Origin of the sequence: Rhodanobacter sp. AS-Z3, from assembly GCF_029224025.1 — a bacterium.
GTDB lineage: Bacteria > Pseudomonadota > Gammaproteobacteria > Xanthomonadales > Rhodanobacteraceae > Rhodanobacter.
Genome location: NZ_CP119392.1, coordinates 1,998,893 through 2,013,682, shown reverse-complemented (window position 1 = coordinate 2,013,682; position 14,790 = coordinate 1,998,893). Strand labels below are relative to the sequence as shown.

The following is a 14,790-nucleotide window of genomic DNA, read 5'->3' as shown; positions in this document are numbered from 1 at the left end:
TGCCCTGCAGGGGCTGCCGCTTCAAACCGACGGGAGGCGACAACCCGTGCCGCGCCAGCATGTAAACTGGGCGTTTTGATCGTCCCGGCCCCATGCAACAAGCCCCTCTGCGCAAACCGAAGGCTGGCCCACACCTGCCCGGCCCCACGCTGATCCGCCTGTTGGCGCGATTGGCTGGCGCCGACGTGGCTCCGGCCGGCAGCTCACTACCCGATCGTCTCAGTCAGTGGTTCGACTGGAATCAGGCGTTGGTCTTGTCGACCGCACTCGACGGCAAGCTCGCCGTCGTCGCGAGCGATTTGCCGCTATCGAGCGAGGTCGAAAGCGACGAGTGCGCTCGCGTGCGAGCGTCGCTGGCGGCAAACATCACCGCTGATGACGGCGTGCAGGCGGCGGATGACTACGCGGCGTTCCGTCAGCGTCATCTCACCCTGCAGCGGTCGATGCAGGCCGCCACGGGCCGGCTGCGCGGACACCTGCGTGACCGGCTCGCGCAGACCAGCGACGAGATGGCTCGGCTGGCGGAAGTGGATGCGGTGATGGAGCTGGCGCTGAGCCCGCGTGAGCAGAACTTGCTGGCTACCGTGCCCGCTCTGCTCGGCGAACACTTTGAACGTCTGCGCCAGATCGCGCAGACACAGGAACGCCACGCGGTAACCGTTACCAGCACCTGGCTGGAGCGGTTCCGCCACGATATGCAAAGCGTATTACTCGCCGAACTGGATGTTCGTTTTCAACCGGTCGAAGGCCTGCTTGCAGCGCTTCGCACCAGCGCCGCAGGAAGTCATGTTCAAAAATCTGCTTAATTTCGTTGTTTTCGCTGCCGGCCTTGCCGCCATCAGCTGGATCGGTGCGGGCTATGTCGGCACCAATCCGCTGGCACTTTCGGTCACCGCGCTGATTGGCGCCTGCTACCTGGCCGGTGCGCTGGAGCTTTACCGCTATCGCCAGGCCACGGCCTCGCTACAGCAGGCCGTGAGCGCTTTGTCGACGGCGCCCACCAACCTCGGCGACTGGCTGAGCCAACTGCACCCGAGCTTGCGTCATGCCGTGCGTCTTCGCGTCGAAGGCGAGCGCGCCGCTTTGCCGGCGCCGGCCTTGACGCCGTATCTGGTTGGCCTGCTGGTCTTGCTGGGCATGCTGGGCACGCTGCTGGGCATGATGGCCACACTCCGCGGCACCGGTTTTGCGCTGGATAGCGCCACCGATCTGCAGGCCATGCACGCGTCGCTTGCCGCACCGGTGAAGGGACTGGGCTTTGCGTTCGGCACCTCGATCGCAGGCGTGGCCAGCTCGGCGATGCTGGGCCTGCTTTCCGCGCTGTGCCGGCGCGAGCGCGTGCAAGCCGTGCAATCGCTGGACCTGCATATCGCCACCACCTTGCGCGTGTATTCGCAGGCACACCAGCGCGAAGAAACCTTCAAGCTGCTGCAGCAACAATCCGAACTGATGCCGACGCTGGTGGATCGTCTGCAGGCAATGATCAGCACCATTGAGCAACAAAGTGCAGCCGCGAATGAGCGACAGCTCGCCAGCCAGGATAGCTTCCATCGCCACACCGAAGCGGCGTACACGCGACTGGCCAGCTCCGTGGAGCAGTCGCTGAAGGACAGCGTCACCGAAAACGCACGCGCGGCCAGTGCCACCCTGCTGCCGGTGATGGAAGCCACCATGGCCGCACTGGCACGCGAAACAACGACGCTGCATGACACCATCACGCACGCGGTGGACACCCAATTGGAAGGCCTGTCGAGCGGCTTCGAGACATCGACTGCAACGGTAGCCGAGCTCTGGCAGCAGGCACTTGCCGAACATCGCCAAACGAACCAGCTGCAGGCGGCGGATCTGCGCAGCTCACTGGACCACTTTGCCGAAACCTTCGAACAACGCTCGAGCAGCCTGCTCGGAGACGTGTTCAGCCGCATGGACGCCACCGCAGGCAACGTCGGCGAGGGATGGGCACAAGCGTTGTCGCAGCAACAGGAAAGCAATCAGCAACTGGTCAGCAATCAGCAGCAGGCACTGAACGCCGCGACGGCAACGATCGAACAGCAGGCTACCGCACTGGTTCAACGTGTGGACCAGTCGCACGCAGGTTTGCAGAAAGCCCTGGCAGCCAACGATCAACAGCGTCTTGCTGCATGGACCGACACGTTAGACTCGATGGCCACCGCGCTGGGGGAAAAGTGGCAGGAAGCCGGCACGCATGCGACCAGCCGCCAACAGGAAATCTGCGACACGCTGGCGGAAACTGCCCGCGAAATGTCGGCCCACAGTCAGGCCCATGCACGCGACACCATCACCGAAATATCCCGCCTCGTGCAGGCCGCCTCGGAAGCACCGAGGGCCGCCGCCGAAGTGGTCGCCGAGCTGCGCCAGAAACTCTCCGACAGCATGGTGCGCGACACCGCCATGCTGGACGAGCGCAACCGTCTGATGGCCACGCTGGAGACCCTGCTCGATGGGGTGAATCGCGCGTCCAACGAACAAAAAGGCGCGATCGACGCCTTGGTCACCAGCTCGGCCGACCTGCTCGATCGTGTCGGCAACCGCTTCACTGATCACATCGCCAGCGAAGCCGGCAAGCTGGATGCCGCCGCTGCACAGGTTACCGGCAGCGCCGTTGAAGTGGCCAGCCTCGGTGAAGCGTTCGGCATGGCGGTGGAGTTGTTCGGCGCATCCAGCGAGCAGCTGGTCAGCCGCCTGCAACACATCGAAATCGCGCTGGACAAATCACTTGCCCGCAGCGACGAGCAACTCGCCTACTACGTGGCACAGGCGCGCGAAGTGATCGACCTGAGCATGCTGTCGCAAAAGCAGATTGTCGACGACCTGCAGCAACTGGCCCGCCAGCGTGCCGCCGGGCTTGAAACAGCATGAGCGACGAGATCGAAGCCGATACCGAGTCGGCCACACCGATCTGGGCGGCCTTCGGCGACCTGATGTCGGTGTTGCTGGGCGCGTTCGTGCTGGTGCTGGTGGGCGTCATCGGCGTGCAGTTGCAACTTTCCCAGCGACTGCAACACGAAGTCGCGCAACGACGGATCGAGGCACTGCAGCGCAAGACGCTGGAACAGGCGCTGGCGATACCGCTGGCAGTCGGACGCGTGACGTTCGCCAACGGCCGCATCGGGATCAGTGGCAACGTGCTGTTCGCGCTGAACTCCGACCAGTTGCAGCCCGAGGGGTTGAGCGTGCTGAAGAGTCTGGCCGGACCGCTGTCTGATTACCTCAAGGCGCGCGACGAAGTGTTGATGGTCAGCGGCTTCACCGACGACCGCCAGGTGCGCGGCGACAACCGCCAGTTTGCCGACAACTGGGAGCTGTCCGCCGAGCGCGCGCTGACAGTGACGCGCGCGCTGATTGCCGACGGCGTGCCGGCCGACGCGATCTTCGCCGCAGCATTTGGTTCCAGCCAGCCGGTCGGCTCCAACGCCGATGAAGACGGACGCGCGCGCAATCGCCGCGTGGAAATCGCGCCAGTGCCAAAACCCTCGAAAGCCGCCGTGGCTGCCGATGAGCCCTAGCCGGAATCATCCACGGGCCAGGCTCGACGCATGGCGCGCGCAAGGCGCGGATCGACTGCACCCGGTCCGCTTTCATTTCATCGATGCGCTGGAGCGTCGCGCCGCCAGCCACGAAGGTGAAGCACGGCGCCTGCTGGATGGTCGACTATCGCAACTGCTCGCCGCCTATGCGGACGAACTCGACGCAGTCGACGCTGTGGGCGGCGCCACCACGCCGTGTCCGTCGTCTGCTAGCGCGCTTGCCGAGCTGACCGATGAACTTTCGCGTCGGGGCAGCCAACGCAGCCAGCGAGTGGCCGTGCATGACACGCAGGCGGCGGGGGTGTCACACCCACCTATGGACGCACTCGACGACCTGCAGAAAATCTGGTCGACGGTGCGCATCGAAAGCCAGTTGCGGCAGGCGCTGGAGCAAGTGCCTGCGGATGCCGGTCCGCTGAACTCGGCCAGTCTGGTGCACCGCTCGCTCACCCTGATGCGCGAGCTGTCGCCGGAATATCTGCAGCAATTCCTTTCCTACGTCGACGCCTTGTCGTGGATCGAGCAACTACGCAGCAGCAGCAGCGCCAGCGGCAAGAATACCGTCGGTGCCGGAAGCCCCGGCAAGCGCAGCCGTCGCAAACCTCGCTAGCACCGCCAGCCATCAGCCGCAGCACGCGACGCAAGGTGGATCAATCCAGACCACGACCGCCAGCACTCTGCTAAGTTGCTCTCCTGATCTGAACGCCATTGAGGGGAACGTCATGCGTCGTCGCCATCTGATCTCTGCGCTCGCCCTGGCCAGCAGCTTGCTGGCCCTGCCGACGCTCGCCGCCGAACAGCAGAAAGACACGCCGACCGTGGCGGAAATCCTGGCCAAATCCACCCCTGCCGAGTGGCGTACACCCGACCCGCAGAACCTGCTGTTCATGCAGTTGCCGAGTGGACGCGTGGTGATCGAGCTGGCGCAGGATTTCACGCCGCTGCATGCCGCCAACATTCGCACATTGGTGCGCCAGCACTACTTCGACGGGCTGGCGATCACTCGCGTACAGGACAACTTCGTCACCCAATGGGGTGATCCGAACGAAGATGACCATGGCGACAAGAGCAAGATCCACCCGCAGGGCAAGGCGAACCTGACCGTGCCGCCCGAGTTCACCCGCGCGATCGATGCGAAGCTGCCATGGACCGCCCTGCCCGATGGCGATGTCTACGCACCCCAGGTCGGATTTTCCGAAGGCTTTCCGGTCGCCCGTGACCCCGCCAACGGTCAGGAATGGATAGCGCATTGCTACGGCACGGTCGGCGTGGCGCGCGACGTGGCTCCGGACAGTGGCAACGGCAGTTCGTTGTACGCGGTCATCGGTCAGGCACGCCGACTGGATCACGCACTGGCTATTGCCGGCCGCGTGCTCGATGGCATGCCGCTGCTTTCGGGCCTGCCCCGCGGTCCCGAGCCGATGGGTTTCTACACCGATCCAGCCCAGCGCGTGGGCATCGAATCGGTACGCGTGGCGGCCGACATGCCTGCGAAAGATCGTCCCTCGGTCAAGGTATTGCGCACCGACAGCGCCACCTTTGCGGCACTGGTGGATGCCAAGCGCAATGGCCACAGCGCGTTCTACACCCACCCGCCGGGCAAGCTTGAACTGTGCGGCATGAATGTTCCGGTGAAGATCACTGGCCCCGGCCACTGAGGAGTTGCCAGCAGACCGCCGGCCCGGCGCGCGAACAGCGCCAGAATGAACGGCGGCTGACACCGCACCACCAGCAACACGTAGTCTTGTCACGCGACCGGCTATGCATGGATCTGGCCACAACCGATCGGAGATCCACGGATGACGCGCAACCGCAAAATCCTCGCGGGAATAGCTGGCAGTCTGCTGGTGGTCGTACTGGTCTTGGTGGTGCTGGTTGCCACCTTCAACTGGAACCGGATGCGCCCATTCATCAACGACAAGGTGAGCCAGGCGATTGGCCGTCCGTTTGTCATTCGTGGTGAGCTCACGGTCGACTGGACGCGCGACCGCAGTGGCAGCGGGATAGCCGGTTGGGTGCCGTGGCCGGAATTCACCGCGCGCGACATCAGCATTGCAAACCCCCCGTGGTCGCAACAACCTCAATTCGCCACACTGCAGGCGCTGCGGTTTCGGCTTTCGTTGTTGCCGCTGCTGGCGCATCGCATCGACGTACCCTCGCTGCAACTCATGCAACCCCGCATCGATCTGGAACGCGACAAGCAAAAGCGGGCCACCTGGGACTTCAGCTTTCCGCCAAGCGTGACACCCTCGCGCTGGACACTGGAGATCGGCACGGTCGGATTCGATCGCGGGCTGATCACCTTGCAGGACGCACCCAGCGGCACCGAATTGAAGGCCACCGTCGAGCCACTTCAGGCCGCCATCCCCTACGACCAGATCGTGGCACAGCAGACCGCGGCCGCGCGCAAACAGACGGGCGCCAGCGGCGACCAGGCGCGCTCCGACGACAAGTCCGAAGCACCCGCCAACAGCAGTCCCACGGCACACCAATCGTTGACCTATCAATTTGGCTGGACCCTTGAAGGCAGCCATCAGGGCAGCCCACTGAAGGGTCATGGCAAGACCGGCGCCATGCTGGCCTTGCACGACACGCGTCGCCCGTTCCCGCTGCAAGCGGACGTCATGCTGGGCGACACGCATATCGCACTGGTCGGTACCTTGACCGACCCACTGCACCTGGGCGCGCTGGATGTGCGCTTGTGGCTGTCCGGCTCCAGCATGGCAAAGCTCTACCCCTTGACTGGCGTCACCCTGCCCGACACGCCCGCTTACGCCACCGAAGGCCATCTCAGTGGACAGTTGGGGCATAAGGGCAGTCGCTATCACTACCAGGACTTCCGTGGCCGAGTGGGCGGCAGCGATCTTTCCGGCGACCTGCTGTTTGTCACCGGGGGCGCGCGACCCAAGCTCACCGGCAAGCTGCATTCGAAACTGTTGCAGTTCGCCGACCTCGCGCCGCTGATCGGCGGCGCTTCGGCGACGGCGAATTCAGAGGGCGACCCTGTACAGCCCGCTGACAAGTTGTTGCCAGTCGCACCGTTTCGCACCGAACGCTGGCAGGCAATGGACGCCGACGTAGACTTCAGCAGCGAGCGCATCGTGCATGGCGACGCGTTGCCGATCGATTCGCTGAGCACGCATCTGGTGATGAATAACGGCGCGCTCTATCTCGATCCGCTCAGTTTCGGCATGGCTGGCGGCCAGGTGCGCAGCAACATGACGCTGGATGGCAGTCGCACCCCGATGCACGGCGTACTGGAACTCCATGCGCGGCATCTCAAGCTGAAGCAATTGTTCCCGACCTTCGAATCCATGCACACCAGCTTTGGCGAGATCAACGGTGATGCCGAACTCACGGCGCAAGGCAATTCCGTGGCCGAGCTGCTGGGCCATGCAAACGGCGAACTGAAGCTGCTGATGAACGATGGCGCGATCAGCAAGACCCTGCTGGAGACCGCCGGCCTCAACGTGGGCAATATCGTGATCGGCAAACTGTTCGGCGACAAGACCGTGCAGATCAACTGCGCCGCGAGCGACATGACAGCCAATGATGGTCTGTTCGACACGCGCCTGTTCGTGTTCGACACCGATGACGCGGTGATCAACATCAGTGGCACGGTGAATCTGGCCAGCGAAAAACTCGATCTTGACGTGATCCCGCACACCAAGGGTTTCCGTGTGTTCTCGCTGCGCTCGCCGCTGTATATCAACGGGACCCTGAAGAACCCCAACGTCGGCGTGCACCCCGGCCCGCTGATCGCTCGGGGCGCAGGTGCGGTCGCGCTCAGCTTGGTTGCCGCGCCTGCTGCTGCCCTGCTTGCACTGGTGGCACCCAGCCACGACGACAACCAAAACACCTGCCGGACCGTATTGCAGCAATTGCGGCAGTCGGGAAAGATGATGCCGCCAATGAACCCACCGGTCAGCGACAAGAAGGCGGCCGCCGGGCGCTAGAATGCGGCATCTCCCCGCACGATGCCGCTCATGCAAGCCGTCAATCAGGCCCGTCTGCAGATCCACTTCTGCGTAGTGTTATGGGGTTTTACCGCGATTCTCGGCAAGCTGATCACGTTGCCCACCCTGCCGCTGGTGTTGTGGCGCATGGCGCTGGTCACCGTTGCTTTGCTGCTGGTGCCGCGGGTGTGGCGCGGGCTGCGCGCCATGCCGGCGCGGCTGATCTGGGCGTACGCCGGTATCGGCGTACTGGTGTCGCTGCACTGGCTCAGCTTCTATGCGGCGATCAAATTATCCAACGCTTCGGTCGGCGCGACCTGCATTGCACTGGGCCCGGTGTTTCTGGCCTTCATCGAACCATGGGTGGCCAAACGCAAGTTCGATCCACGCGAACTGATGATCGGTGTGGCGGTGGTGCCGGGGGTGGTGATGGTGGTGGGCGGCGTACCGCACGACATGCGCCTGGGTATCGCGGTGGGCGTGCTGTCCGCGCTGTTCGTGGCGTTCTTCGGCTCGCTCAACAAGCGTCTGGTCGAACATGGCGACCCGCTTACCGTGACCTTCATCGAACTGGGTACGGGCAGCGTGTTCCTCAGTTTGCTCGCGCCGCTGCTGCCACATGTCGGCCCGGCGTTCGTGGTACCGGATCTGCACGACACGCTGTTGCTGCTCGCGCTGTCGTTCGGTTGCACGCTGCTACCTTTCGCGCTGGCCTTGGTCGCCTTGCGCCACATGAGTGCGTTCGGTACGCAGATGGTGACCAACCTGGAACCGGTCTACGCCATTGTGCTGGCGATTCTGCTGCTGGGTGAGCAGCACGAGCTGGACAGCTGGTTCTACGCCGGCGTGGCGGTGATCCTTGCCGCGGTGTTCATGCACCCGTTGCTGCATCGCCGCCAGCGCGTACCCAAGCAACCGGAGCTGCTTGGCACGACGGAAAGTCACAGCATGATCGACTGATCAAGCGGGTGTGTTGGCGCCACGGCCACACAACCGGATCATTCATCCCGCACCCAAGCGGCCATCCGCAGCTTCCAACACGACCCGATCACGGCCGCGGCTCTTCGCCTCGTACAGAGCTGCATCGGCGCGCTGGATGAGGTCTTCGACGCCCGCCGCTTCCTGACCAACCCACACCACACCGATACTTAGCGTTACGTTGAATGTGTCGCCATTCCATAGATGCGGCATGCTGCTTACCGCCGACTGGACATGACCCATGCGCTGTTCGGCATCGGCGCGGCTGATATCCGGCAACAGCAGCAGAATTTCCTCACCGCCATAACGCCCCAGCTGGTCACCGCCGCGGATGTGCGACTGCAAGTGCCGCGCGATCGCCACCAGCGCCGCATCACCGGCCTGATGACCCAGCGTGTCGTTGACGCGCTTGAAATGATCGGCATCGATCAACCCCACCGCCAGACCAGGAACCGGACGCCGTTCCGGCTCCAGCAGCACCGCCAGATGCTCAAGAATGGCGCGCCGGTTGTGCATGCCGGTAAGGCTGTCGTGCGTGGCCTGATGATAGAGCTCGGCACGCGCCAGCTCGAGCTCGCGCTTCTCTTCGGTAAGCTCCACGGTGCGGCCCTCCACCATGGCCTCCAACCGACGGTTACGGCCGTGCAATTGGCGCGAGCGCCAGTGCCAGCTGAGCACCAGCAGCAGGGCCAGCACCGACACAGCCAGCAGTTGCGCCCACCAACTCAACCACCATGGCGGTGGAATGCGGAAATCGAACGAAGCCGGCGGCGAAACGGTGCGATGGTCGTCATCGATCGCCTGGATTTCCAGACGATAACTACCCGCCGACAAACCGGTAAGGTTAATCTCGTTGGAGTTGGTTTCAACCCAGCCGGAGCCTTGCAGGCGATAACGGTAACGTGGGGGCAAACCTGCCGATTTCCCCAGCAGCGCGTAGCGTACGGTGAGCGCAGCGTTCTTGCCGTCAAGCGGAATGCTGTCACCCGATTGCACGGCCAGCGCACCATGCACTGCGGTGGTGATCAACACCTCGCCGGGTTGGTGGGCCAGCATAGCTTCGGGGTGCAGGATATGGCTTGCGCCGATGGCCGTCCCAATCCAGATCGACCCATCGCGATCCTCGAAGAAGCCGTTCTGGCTGGTTTCATCCCACAGCAGGCCATTGGCTTGCGAAAGGTGCGTCCAGCGCTGGCCGTCAAAGGCGTCCACACCGCCACCGCCACCGACCCAGATCCAGCCACGATGATCGCGCCGCACGAAATACGCGAGTGTGTTGTCCAGCCAGGCATCTTCGATGTGGGCAAGCGACAGCTGGTTGCCGCGCACTGCGGCATGCAGCAAGCCCGCCTCGTTCGTCCCCAGCCACAGGCTGCCATCGCGATCCACCGCGATGGTGCTGAAGCCTGACGCGCGGGATGCCGTGCCGCTTTGCTGCATACGCGTCCACTGTTCGCCAGCAAAACGCACCACCCCAGCATTGCAGGCAAACCACAAGGTGCCGTCATCACCTTCGGCAATGTCCGAGCATTGCTGACCGGTGCTGTCCGCCACCGGCACGCGTTCGGCCGGTGCGTCAGCATGGTCGATGTGATAGATGCCGTTGTTGGTGACTATCCACAGCCGTCCCTGCTGATCAAAATGCAGGAATCGTATAAACGTAGGAAGTTCGGCAGCCAGCGTGGTACGCCGGCTGACCGCGTCATAGCGCAGTACGCGATGGTCGTACAAGGCTGCCCAGATCGCACCGTCCTTCGCCTTGGCAATGCTCAAGATCTGGCGCGGAGCGGGCGTGAAGGCGATCGGCCACGGTTGCAGGCGGTTCTGGCCATCCGCAAGCACGCTGCCACCCAGTTCATCGGCAAACCACAGGTGCTGCGCGTCGAACCGCAGGATCGACCAGTTCGGCACACTGTCGAAACCCTGATGAAGGCCCCAGCCGTCGACCAGCCCGTAGCCGTTCCAGCGCGAGATACCGCGCCCGTAAGTGCCCATCCACAGCGTGCCGTGATTGTCGAACAGCAACGCCGTAATTTCGATGTCGGGCAGCCCGTTGCTGCTGTCCATTCGCGTCCAGCCGTCGCCATCCCAACGCGCCAGGCCACGATTGGTGGGCGTCAACAGATGACCACCGGCATCCTCCACCAGCACGCCATTGTCGCTGACGACGCCGGTATCCTCCGCCAACAAGTCGCGCGCCACAAAATGTTGCGTACCGGGTAGCAAGGCCAGCAGGTGGTGCACGCCGCGCAACCACAAGGTGCCTTCGCGATCAAGCAACAGTCCCGTCCAGGTATCCGACGGCACGCCGTCAGCCTGACCATGCAAGATCACCTTGCCCGAAGCATCGACACTGCACAGCGCCTGGTCGCAACCGAACCAGAGGCCGGTGGGCGTGCTCTGCACCGCGGTGATCTTGCGCAACTGCGGCATGGCAGCAAGCTGCGCCTCGCTGAACATCGGCAACAACTGCCATGGCTGGCCCGCCATTCCACCGGACAGCACCATCAGTTCATCGTTTTTCACCAGCAGCAGTCGATCATCGCCCAGCGCCACTATCTGGCGACTTGTGTCGATAATCAGCGGCTTCCCCTGCGGCTCGACCTTGCTGAAGTGCAGTCCGTTGCCCACACGCATTCCAGACTGGGTCCCCACCCACAGCCGACCGCTGTGCGGGCTTTGCGCCATCGTGGTGACGTATTCACCGTGATCGAAGCCCTGCGCCGCACCCATGCGCTCGAAGCTGCCGCCGTCGTAACGGTACAGGCCCATTTCCGTGCCCGCCCACACAAAACCGCGCTGATCCTGCAGCAGCACATTGATCGACTGACTTTCCAGACCCGACTTGCGGTCGTACGTCGTCATCGAATACTGCTGCGCCGAGGCCGACAAGGACGTCAGCAGCAAGACCAGCAACGCGACAAGCTGTAAACGGCTCTTGCTCAACATCAACAAACGATCCCCTTGGCTTGCGTCAGCCCGATGGCGACCCCGGCCATACGCATGAACCGTGACACTACCGGAACCCGCACATTCATATGTCATCGGCCGACAGGCCTCACTCCTTTAGTCCAGGCCACGACGCAGGGAAATGGCAATCAACGACAGGCAGGGAGGCGACCCCATCTATACTTGACCACCCCGCCCGCCGTGACCGCCATGAATTATCGCCACGCCTATCACGCCGGCAATTTCGCCGATGTCCTGAAACACACCGTGCTGCTCGCGCTGATCGAGGCGATGCAGGCCAAGCCGGCACCGTTCTGCTACGTCGACACGCATGCCGGCAGTGGCAACTATCTGCTGGACGGTTTCGAAGCAAAGAAGACCGGCGAGCACAAGGACGGCATCTCGCGCCTGCATCCGGCGGAAAAGGTGCCGCCGCTGCTGCAGCGCTGGCGCGCCAGCATCCTCGAGGGTGAAGGCAACGAGCAGGGACTGAAGCAGTATCCCGGTTCGCCGCTGCAAGTCGCCCGGCTGCTGCGCCCCAACGACAGCGCCCAGTTGTGCGAATTGCACAGTGATGAGGCGGCGAAACTGCGCGACCTGTTCCATGGCAACCCGCAGGTGCACGTGCATCAACGCGATGGTTACGAAGCACTGAAGGCACTGTTGCCACCGAAGGAAAAGCGCGGTCTGGTGCTGATCGACCCGCCCTACGAAGCGCAGGACGCCGAGTACAAGCTGATCGAGCAGGCGCTGAAGGCCGCCCTGCTGCGCTGGCCTGGCGGCGTCTACGCCGTGTGGTATCCGATCAAGTTGCGCAGCCAGGTGCAGCCGTTCCTGCGTCGGCTGCAGCACAGTGGCGTCAAGCGCATCCTGCGTGCCGAACTGCTGGTGCATCCGGACGATTCACCGCTCCGCCTGAACGGTTCGGGCATGGTCATCATCAATGCACCCTGGAATCTTGACGACATCCTGCGCGAACCACTCCGCGCTTTGGCAGGCCTGTTGTCGCAGGATCGCCCGGCGGAGGTAAAGCTGGACTGGCTGCTGGACGAGGAAGGCAGCCAGCTGAACGCACCCAGCACGATGCCCGCTTCCCGGCTACCACGACCGCCGGGTCGCCGCTAAGCTCGCAAGCATTCATCCGCGTCCCGCAGGAGCACGACCATGTCTTTCCGCCGAACGTCCTTCCTTGTTCGTCTTGCTGCCCCGGCCACCTTGCTGCTGTTGGCCGCCTGCGCACCCGCGCCGATCTACAAGAACAGCGCAGCCGCCGTTACGGCAGCTCCGTTCCAGGTCGCCCAGGCGCCGGAAAAGTTCAGCAACAGCGAAGTGGTCTGGGGTGGTCGCATCGTGCAGGTCAAGGTATTCGCCGACCACAGCGAGATTGAATTGCTGGCCTATCCCCTGGACTCCTCGCAGCGTCCGAAAGCAAACGACAGCGGCAACGGTCGCTTCATCGCGGTGATGCGTGGCTATGTCGAGCCGCTGGACTACCCGACAGGCTCGCTGATGACGGTTGACGGCAAGCTCTCCGGCAGCCGTGCCGGCAAGGTCGGCGAAGCTGACTACGTGTTCCCGCTGGTCAGCGTGGCCCAATCGCACGTGTGGACCGCCGATGAAATGACCAAAGGTCGCAGCAACATCCACTTCGGCCTGGGTCTGGGCGTCGGCATTCGCTGATCGTCCGTCACGGCGGGCCGCACGCAAAATCCTGCGCGACCGGTAAACTTGGCGGCCTCCTTCCATGGACTGAAGCCGCATGTCATCCGGTCACGCCAATCCGATCAAGGCGATCCTGCTCGCGCTGGGCGCCAATTTCGCCATTTTCGTAGCCAAACTGGTCGCAGCCGTGGTCACCGGCTCCGGCGCGATGATGGCCGAAGCGGTGCATTCGCTGGCTGACTGCGGCAACCAGGGTCTGCTGCTGCTGGGCATCCGCCAGGCCAAACGTCCACCTTCCGACGAATACCCGCTGGGCTGGGGTCGTGCGCTGTACTTCTGGTCGTTCCTGGTCGCGATTCTGTTGTTCAGTGTCGGCGGCATGTTCTCGGTCTACGAGGGCGTGCACAAACTGTCCCATCCCGAACCGCTGAAGTGGCCGTGGCTGGCACTAGGCGTGCTCGGCTTCGGGATCATTGCCGAAGGTCTCTCGATGCGCGGTTGCCTGCAGGAAGTGAACAAGGTGCGCGGTGATCAGAACCTGTGGACCTGGTTCCGCGAAACCCGCTCCAGCGAATTGCTGGTAATTTTCGGCGAAGATCTGGCCGCACTGGTCGGACTGTGTCTGGCCGCACTCGCGGTCGGCCTGACCATGCTCACTGGCAACCTGATGTTCGACGCTGCCGGCACCATCGTGATCGGCGTGCTGCTGATCGTGGTCGCCATACTGGTAGCGATCGAGGTCAAGGCCTTGCTAATCGGTCAGGGCGTGGAACCGCGCCGACGCCACGAACTGCAGGCGTTCCTGCAGGCCCGGCCAGAGGTCGCCGAGGTGCTGAACCTGATCACCCTGCAAATGGGCGCTGAGGTGATGGTCGCGGTGAAGGCGCGCATGCAACCGACCGCCGACAATCAGAGTCTGATCGCGGCGATCAACACGGTCGAAGCAGCGATGAAGGCCGAGTTCACCGACGTGCGCTGGAGCTTCTTCGAGCCAGACAACGCCGACTGAGTCGCTACCGCCCGCCCTGCGCGGGCGACAATCACCGCCGCGTTACACTGCGGCCATCATTCACGCCTACCGATCCACGACTTCACATGCGCAATCCCCTGCAGGAACAACTGCTCAAGGCCGGCCTGGTCAACAAGACCAAGGCCGCGCAAGTCGTGCGCGAACAGGTCAAGAAGCACAACGGCAAGGCATCCGCGCCAGCCAGCGCGGAGCAGGTCGAGGCGCAGCGCCTGCAGGCAGAAAAGGCCGAGCGTGATCGTGCGATCGCGGCCGAGCGCAATGCCCTGCTTCGTCTCAACGAAGCACGCATCCAGGTGCGCCAGATCGTCGAGGCGCACAAGGTCAAGCGCGAGGGCGAGATCGCCTATCGCTTCACCGACGGCGACAAGATCCGCGACGTGCTGGTGAACGAGGCACTGCGCGCCCAGCTGGCCGCCGGCACGCTGGTGATCGTGCGCCACGGGGACGGCTACGAGCTGCTGCCGCGAATGGCCGCCGACAAGGTTCACGAACGCGATGCCACGATGATCGTGCTGGACCATGCTCGCAGCCAACGCAGCGATAGCAGCGATGCCGACGACGACTTTTACAAGCAGTTTCAGGTACCGGACGATCTGATCTGGTGACAGGGATCAGCGCCGAGGGGATTGCCCCGAAATCATCGGGCGGAAGGCACTCTAGACGACTG

12 protein-coding genes are annotated in these 14,790 nt (G+C 63.5%); 11 read left to right on the top strand and 1 reads right to left on the bottom strand.

Annotated elements, in window-relative coordinates; genetic code table 11:
- Positions 1-92: 92 nt before the first annotated feature.
- The 7 genes from PY254_RS08770 to PY254_RS08740 all read left to right on the top strand — a co-directional run bounded on the left by PY254_RS08770 (position 93) and on the right by PY254_RS08740 (position 8,464).
- Positions 93-806, top strand: coding sequence for a DUF3348 domain-containing protein (locus tag PY254_RS08770; RefSeq protein ID WP_281015077.1), 714 nt, complete (start codon positions 93-95; stop codon positions 804-806).
- Positions 787-2,880, top strand: a complete 2,094-nt coding sequence (locus PY254_RS08765; RefSeq protein ID WP_281015076.1) for a DUF802 domain-containing protein — start codon at positions 787-789, stop codon at positions 2,878-2,880. The genes PY254_RS08770 and PY254_RS08765 overlap by 20 nt, the downstream gene beginning before the upstream one ends.
- On the top strand, positions 2,877-3,527 hold the full coding sequence (locus tag PY254_RS08760) for an OmpA family protein (protein WP_281015075.1): 651 nt from the start codon (positions 2,877-2,879) through the stop codon (positions 3,525-3,527). Before PY254_RS08765 ends, PY254_RS08760 begins: the two co-directional genes overlap by 4 nt.
- A complete protein-coding gene (locus tag PY254_RS08755) occupies positions 3,517-4,158 on the top strand; it encodes a DUF2894 domain-containing protein (protein ID WP_281015074.1) in 642 nt (213 codons plus the stop codon). Before PY254_RS08760 ends, PY254_RS08755 begins: the two co-directional genes overlap by 11 nt.
- A 112-nt stretch (positions 4,159-4,270) precedes the next feature.
- Positions 4,271-5,206, top strand: coding sequence for a peptidylprolyl isomerase (locus PY254_RS08750; protein ID WP_281015073.1), 936 nt, complete (start codon positions 4,271-4,273; stop codon positions 5,204-5,206).
- A 141-nt stretch (positions 5,207-5,347) separates the two neighbouring features.
- Positions 5,348-7,504, top strand: coding sequence for an AsmA family protein (locus PY254_RS08745; RefSeq protein WP_281015072.1), 2,157 nt, complete (start codon positions 5,348-5,350; stop codon positions 7,502-7,504).
- 30 nt (positions 7,505-7,534) lie between these two features.
- Positions 7,535-8,464 carry a DMT family transporter gene (locus tag PY254_RS08740; RefSeq protein WP_281015071.1) on the top strand — a complete coding sequence of 310 codons (930 nt, stop codon included), beginning with the start codon at positions 7,535-7,537 and terminating at the stop codon, positions 8,462-8,464.
- Between the two features lie 42 nt (positions 8,465-8,506).
- Here the strand turns inward: PY254_RS08740 and PY254_RS08735 are convergent, their stop codons facing one another.
- A complete protein-coding gene (locus PY254_RS08735; RefSeq protein WP_281015070.1) occupies positions 8,507-11,431 on the bottom strand; it encodes a ligand-binding sensor domain-containing diguanylate cyclase in 2,925 nt (974 codons plus the stop codon).
- A 210-nt stretch (positions 11,432-11,641) separates the two neighbouring features.
- On the opposite strand from PY254_RS08735, the gene rlmJ reads away from it, so the two are divergent.
- The 4 genes from rlmJ (at position 11,642) to PY254_RS08715 (ending at position 14,728) form a co-directional block, all read left to right on the top strand.
- Positions 11,642-12,556, top strand: a complete 915-nt coding sequence (gene rlmJ, locus PY254_RS08730; RefSeq protein ID WP_281015069.1) for a 23S rRNA (adenine(2030)-N(6))-methyltransferase RlmJ — start codon at positions 11,642-11,644, stop codon at positions 12,554-12,556.
- Between the two features lie 39 nt (positions 12,557-12,595).
- The gene (locus PY254_RS08725; RefSeq protein WP_281015068.1) at positions 12,596-13,111 is read left to right on the top strand and encodes a Slp family lipoprotein; all 516 of its coding nucleotides are present in this window, start codon (positions 12,596-12,598) and stop codon (positions 13,109-13,111) included.
- A gap of 79 nt (positions 13,112-13,190) precedes the next feature.
- Positions 13,191-14,102: a cation diffusion facilitator family transporter gene (locus tag PY254_RS08720; RefSeq protein ID WP_281015067.1), complete on the top strand. Its 912-nt coding sequence runs from the start codon at positions 13,191-13,193 to the stop codon at positions 14,100-14,102.
- An 86-nt stretch (positions 14,103-14,188) separates the two neighbouring features.
- A complete protein-coding gene (locus tag PY254_RS08715) occupies positions 14,189-14,728 on the top strand; it encodes a DUF2058 domain-containing protein (RefSeq protein WP_281015066.1) in 540 nt (179 codons plus the stop codon).
- Positions 14,729-14,790: the final 62 nt, after the last annotated feature.

What these genes read in the sequence shown, in the direction of transcription:
- PY254_RS08770 (WP_281015077.1), top strand. Translation starts at nt 93, where the DNA reads ATGCAACAAGCCCCTCTGCGCAAACCGAAGGCTGGCCCACACCTGCCC.
- PY254_RS08765 (WP_281015076.1), top strand. Translation starts at nt 787, where the DNA reads ATGTTCAAAAATCTGCTTAATTTCGTTGTTTTCGCTGCCGGCCTTGCC.
- PY254_RS08760 (WP_281015075.1), top strand. Translation starts at nt 2,877, where the DNA reads ATGAGCGACGAGATCGAAGCCGATACCGAGTCGGCCACACCGATCTGG.
- PY254_RS08755 (WP_281015074.1), top strand. Translation starts at nt 3,517, where the DNA reads ATGAGCCCTAGCCGGAATCATCCACGGGCCAGGCTCGACGCATGGCGC.
- PY254_RS08750 (WP_281015073.1), top strand. Translation starts at nt 4,271, where the DNA reads ATGCGTCGTCGCCATCTGATCTCTGCGCTCGCCCTGGCCAGCAGCTTG.
- PY254_RS08745 (WP_281015072.1), top strand. Translation starts at nt 5,348, where the DNA reads ATGACGCGCAACCGCAAAATCCTCGCGGGAATAGCTGGCAGTCTGCTG.
- PY254_RS08740 (WP_281015071.1), top strand. Translation starts at nt 7,535, where the DNA reads ATGCAAGCCGTCAATCAGGCCCGTCTGCAGATCCACTTCTGCGTAGTG.
- PY254_RS08735 (WP_281015070.1), bottom strand. Translation starts at nt 11,431, where the DNA reads ATGTTGAGCAAGAGCCGTTTACAGCTTGTCGCGTTGCTGGTCTTGCTG.
- rlmJ (WP_281015069.1), top strand. Translation starts at nt 11,642, where the DNA reads ATGAATTATCGCCACGCCTATCACGCCGGCAATTTCGCCGATGTCCTG.
- PY254_RS08725 (WP_281015068.1), top strand. Translation starts at nt 12,596, where the DNA reads ATGTCTTTCCGCCGAACGTCCTTCCTTGTTCGTCTTGCTGCCCCGGCC.
- PY254_RS08720 (WP_281015067.1), top strand. Translation starts at nt 13,191, where the DNA reads ATGTCATCCGGTCACGCCAATCCGATCAAGGCGATCCTGCTCGCGCTG.
- PY254_RS08715 (WP_281015066.1), top strand. Translation starts at nt 14,189, where the DNA reads ATGCGCAATCCCCTGCAGGAACAACTGCTCAAGGCCGGCCTGGTCAAC.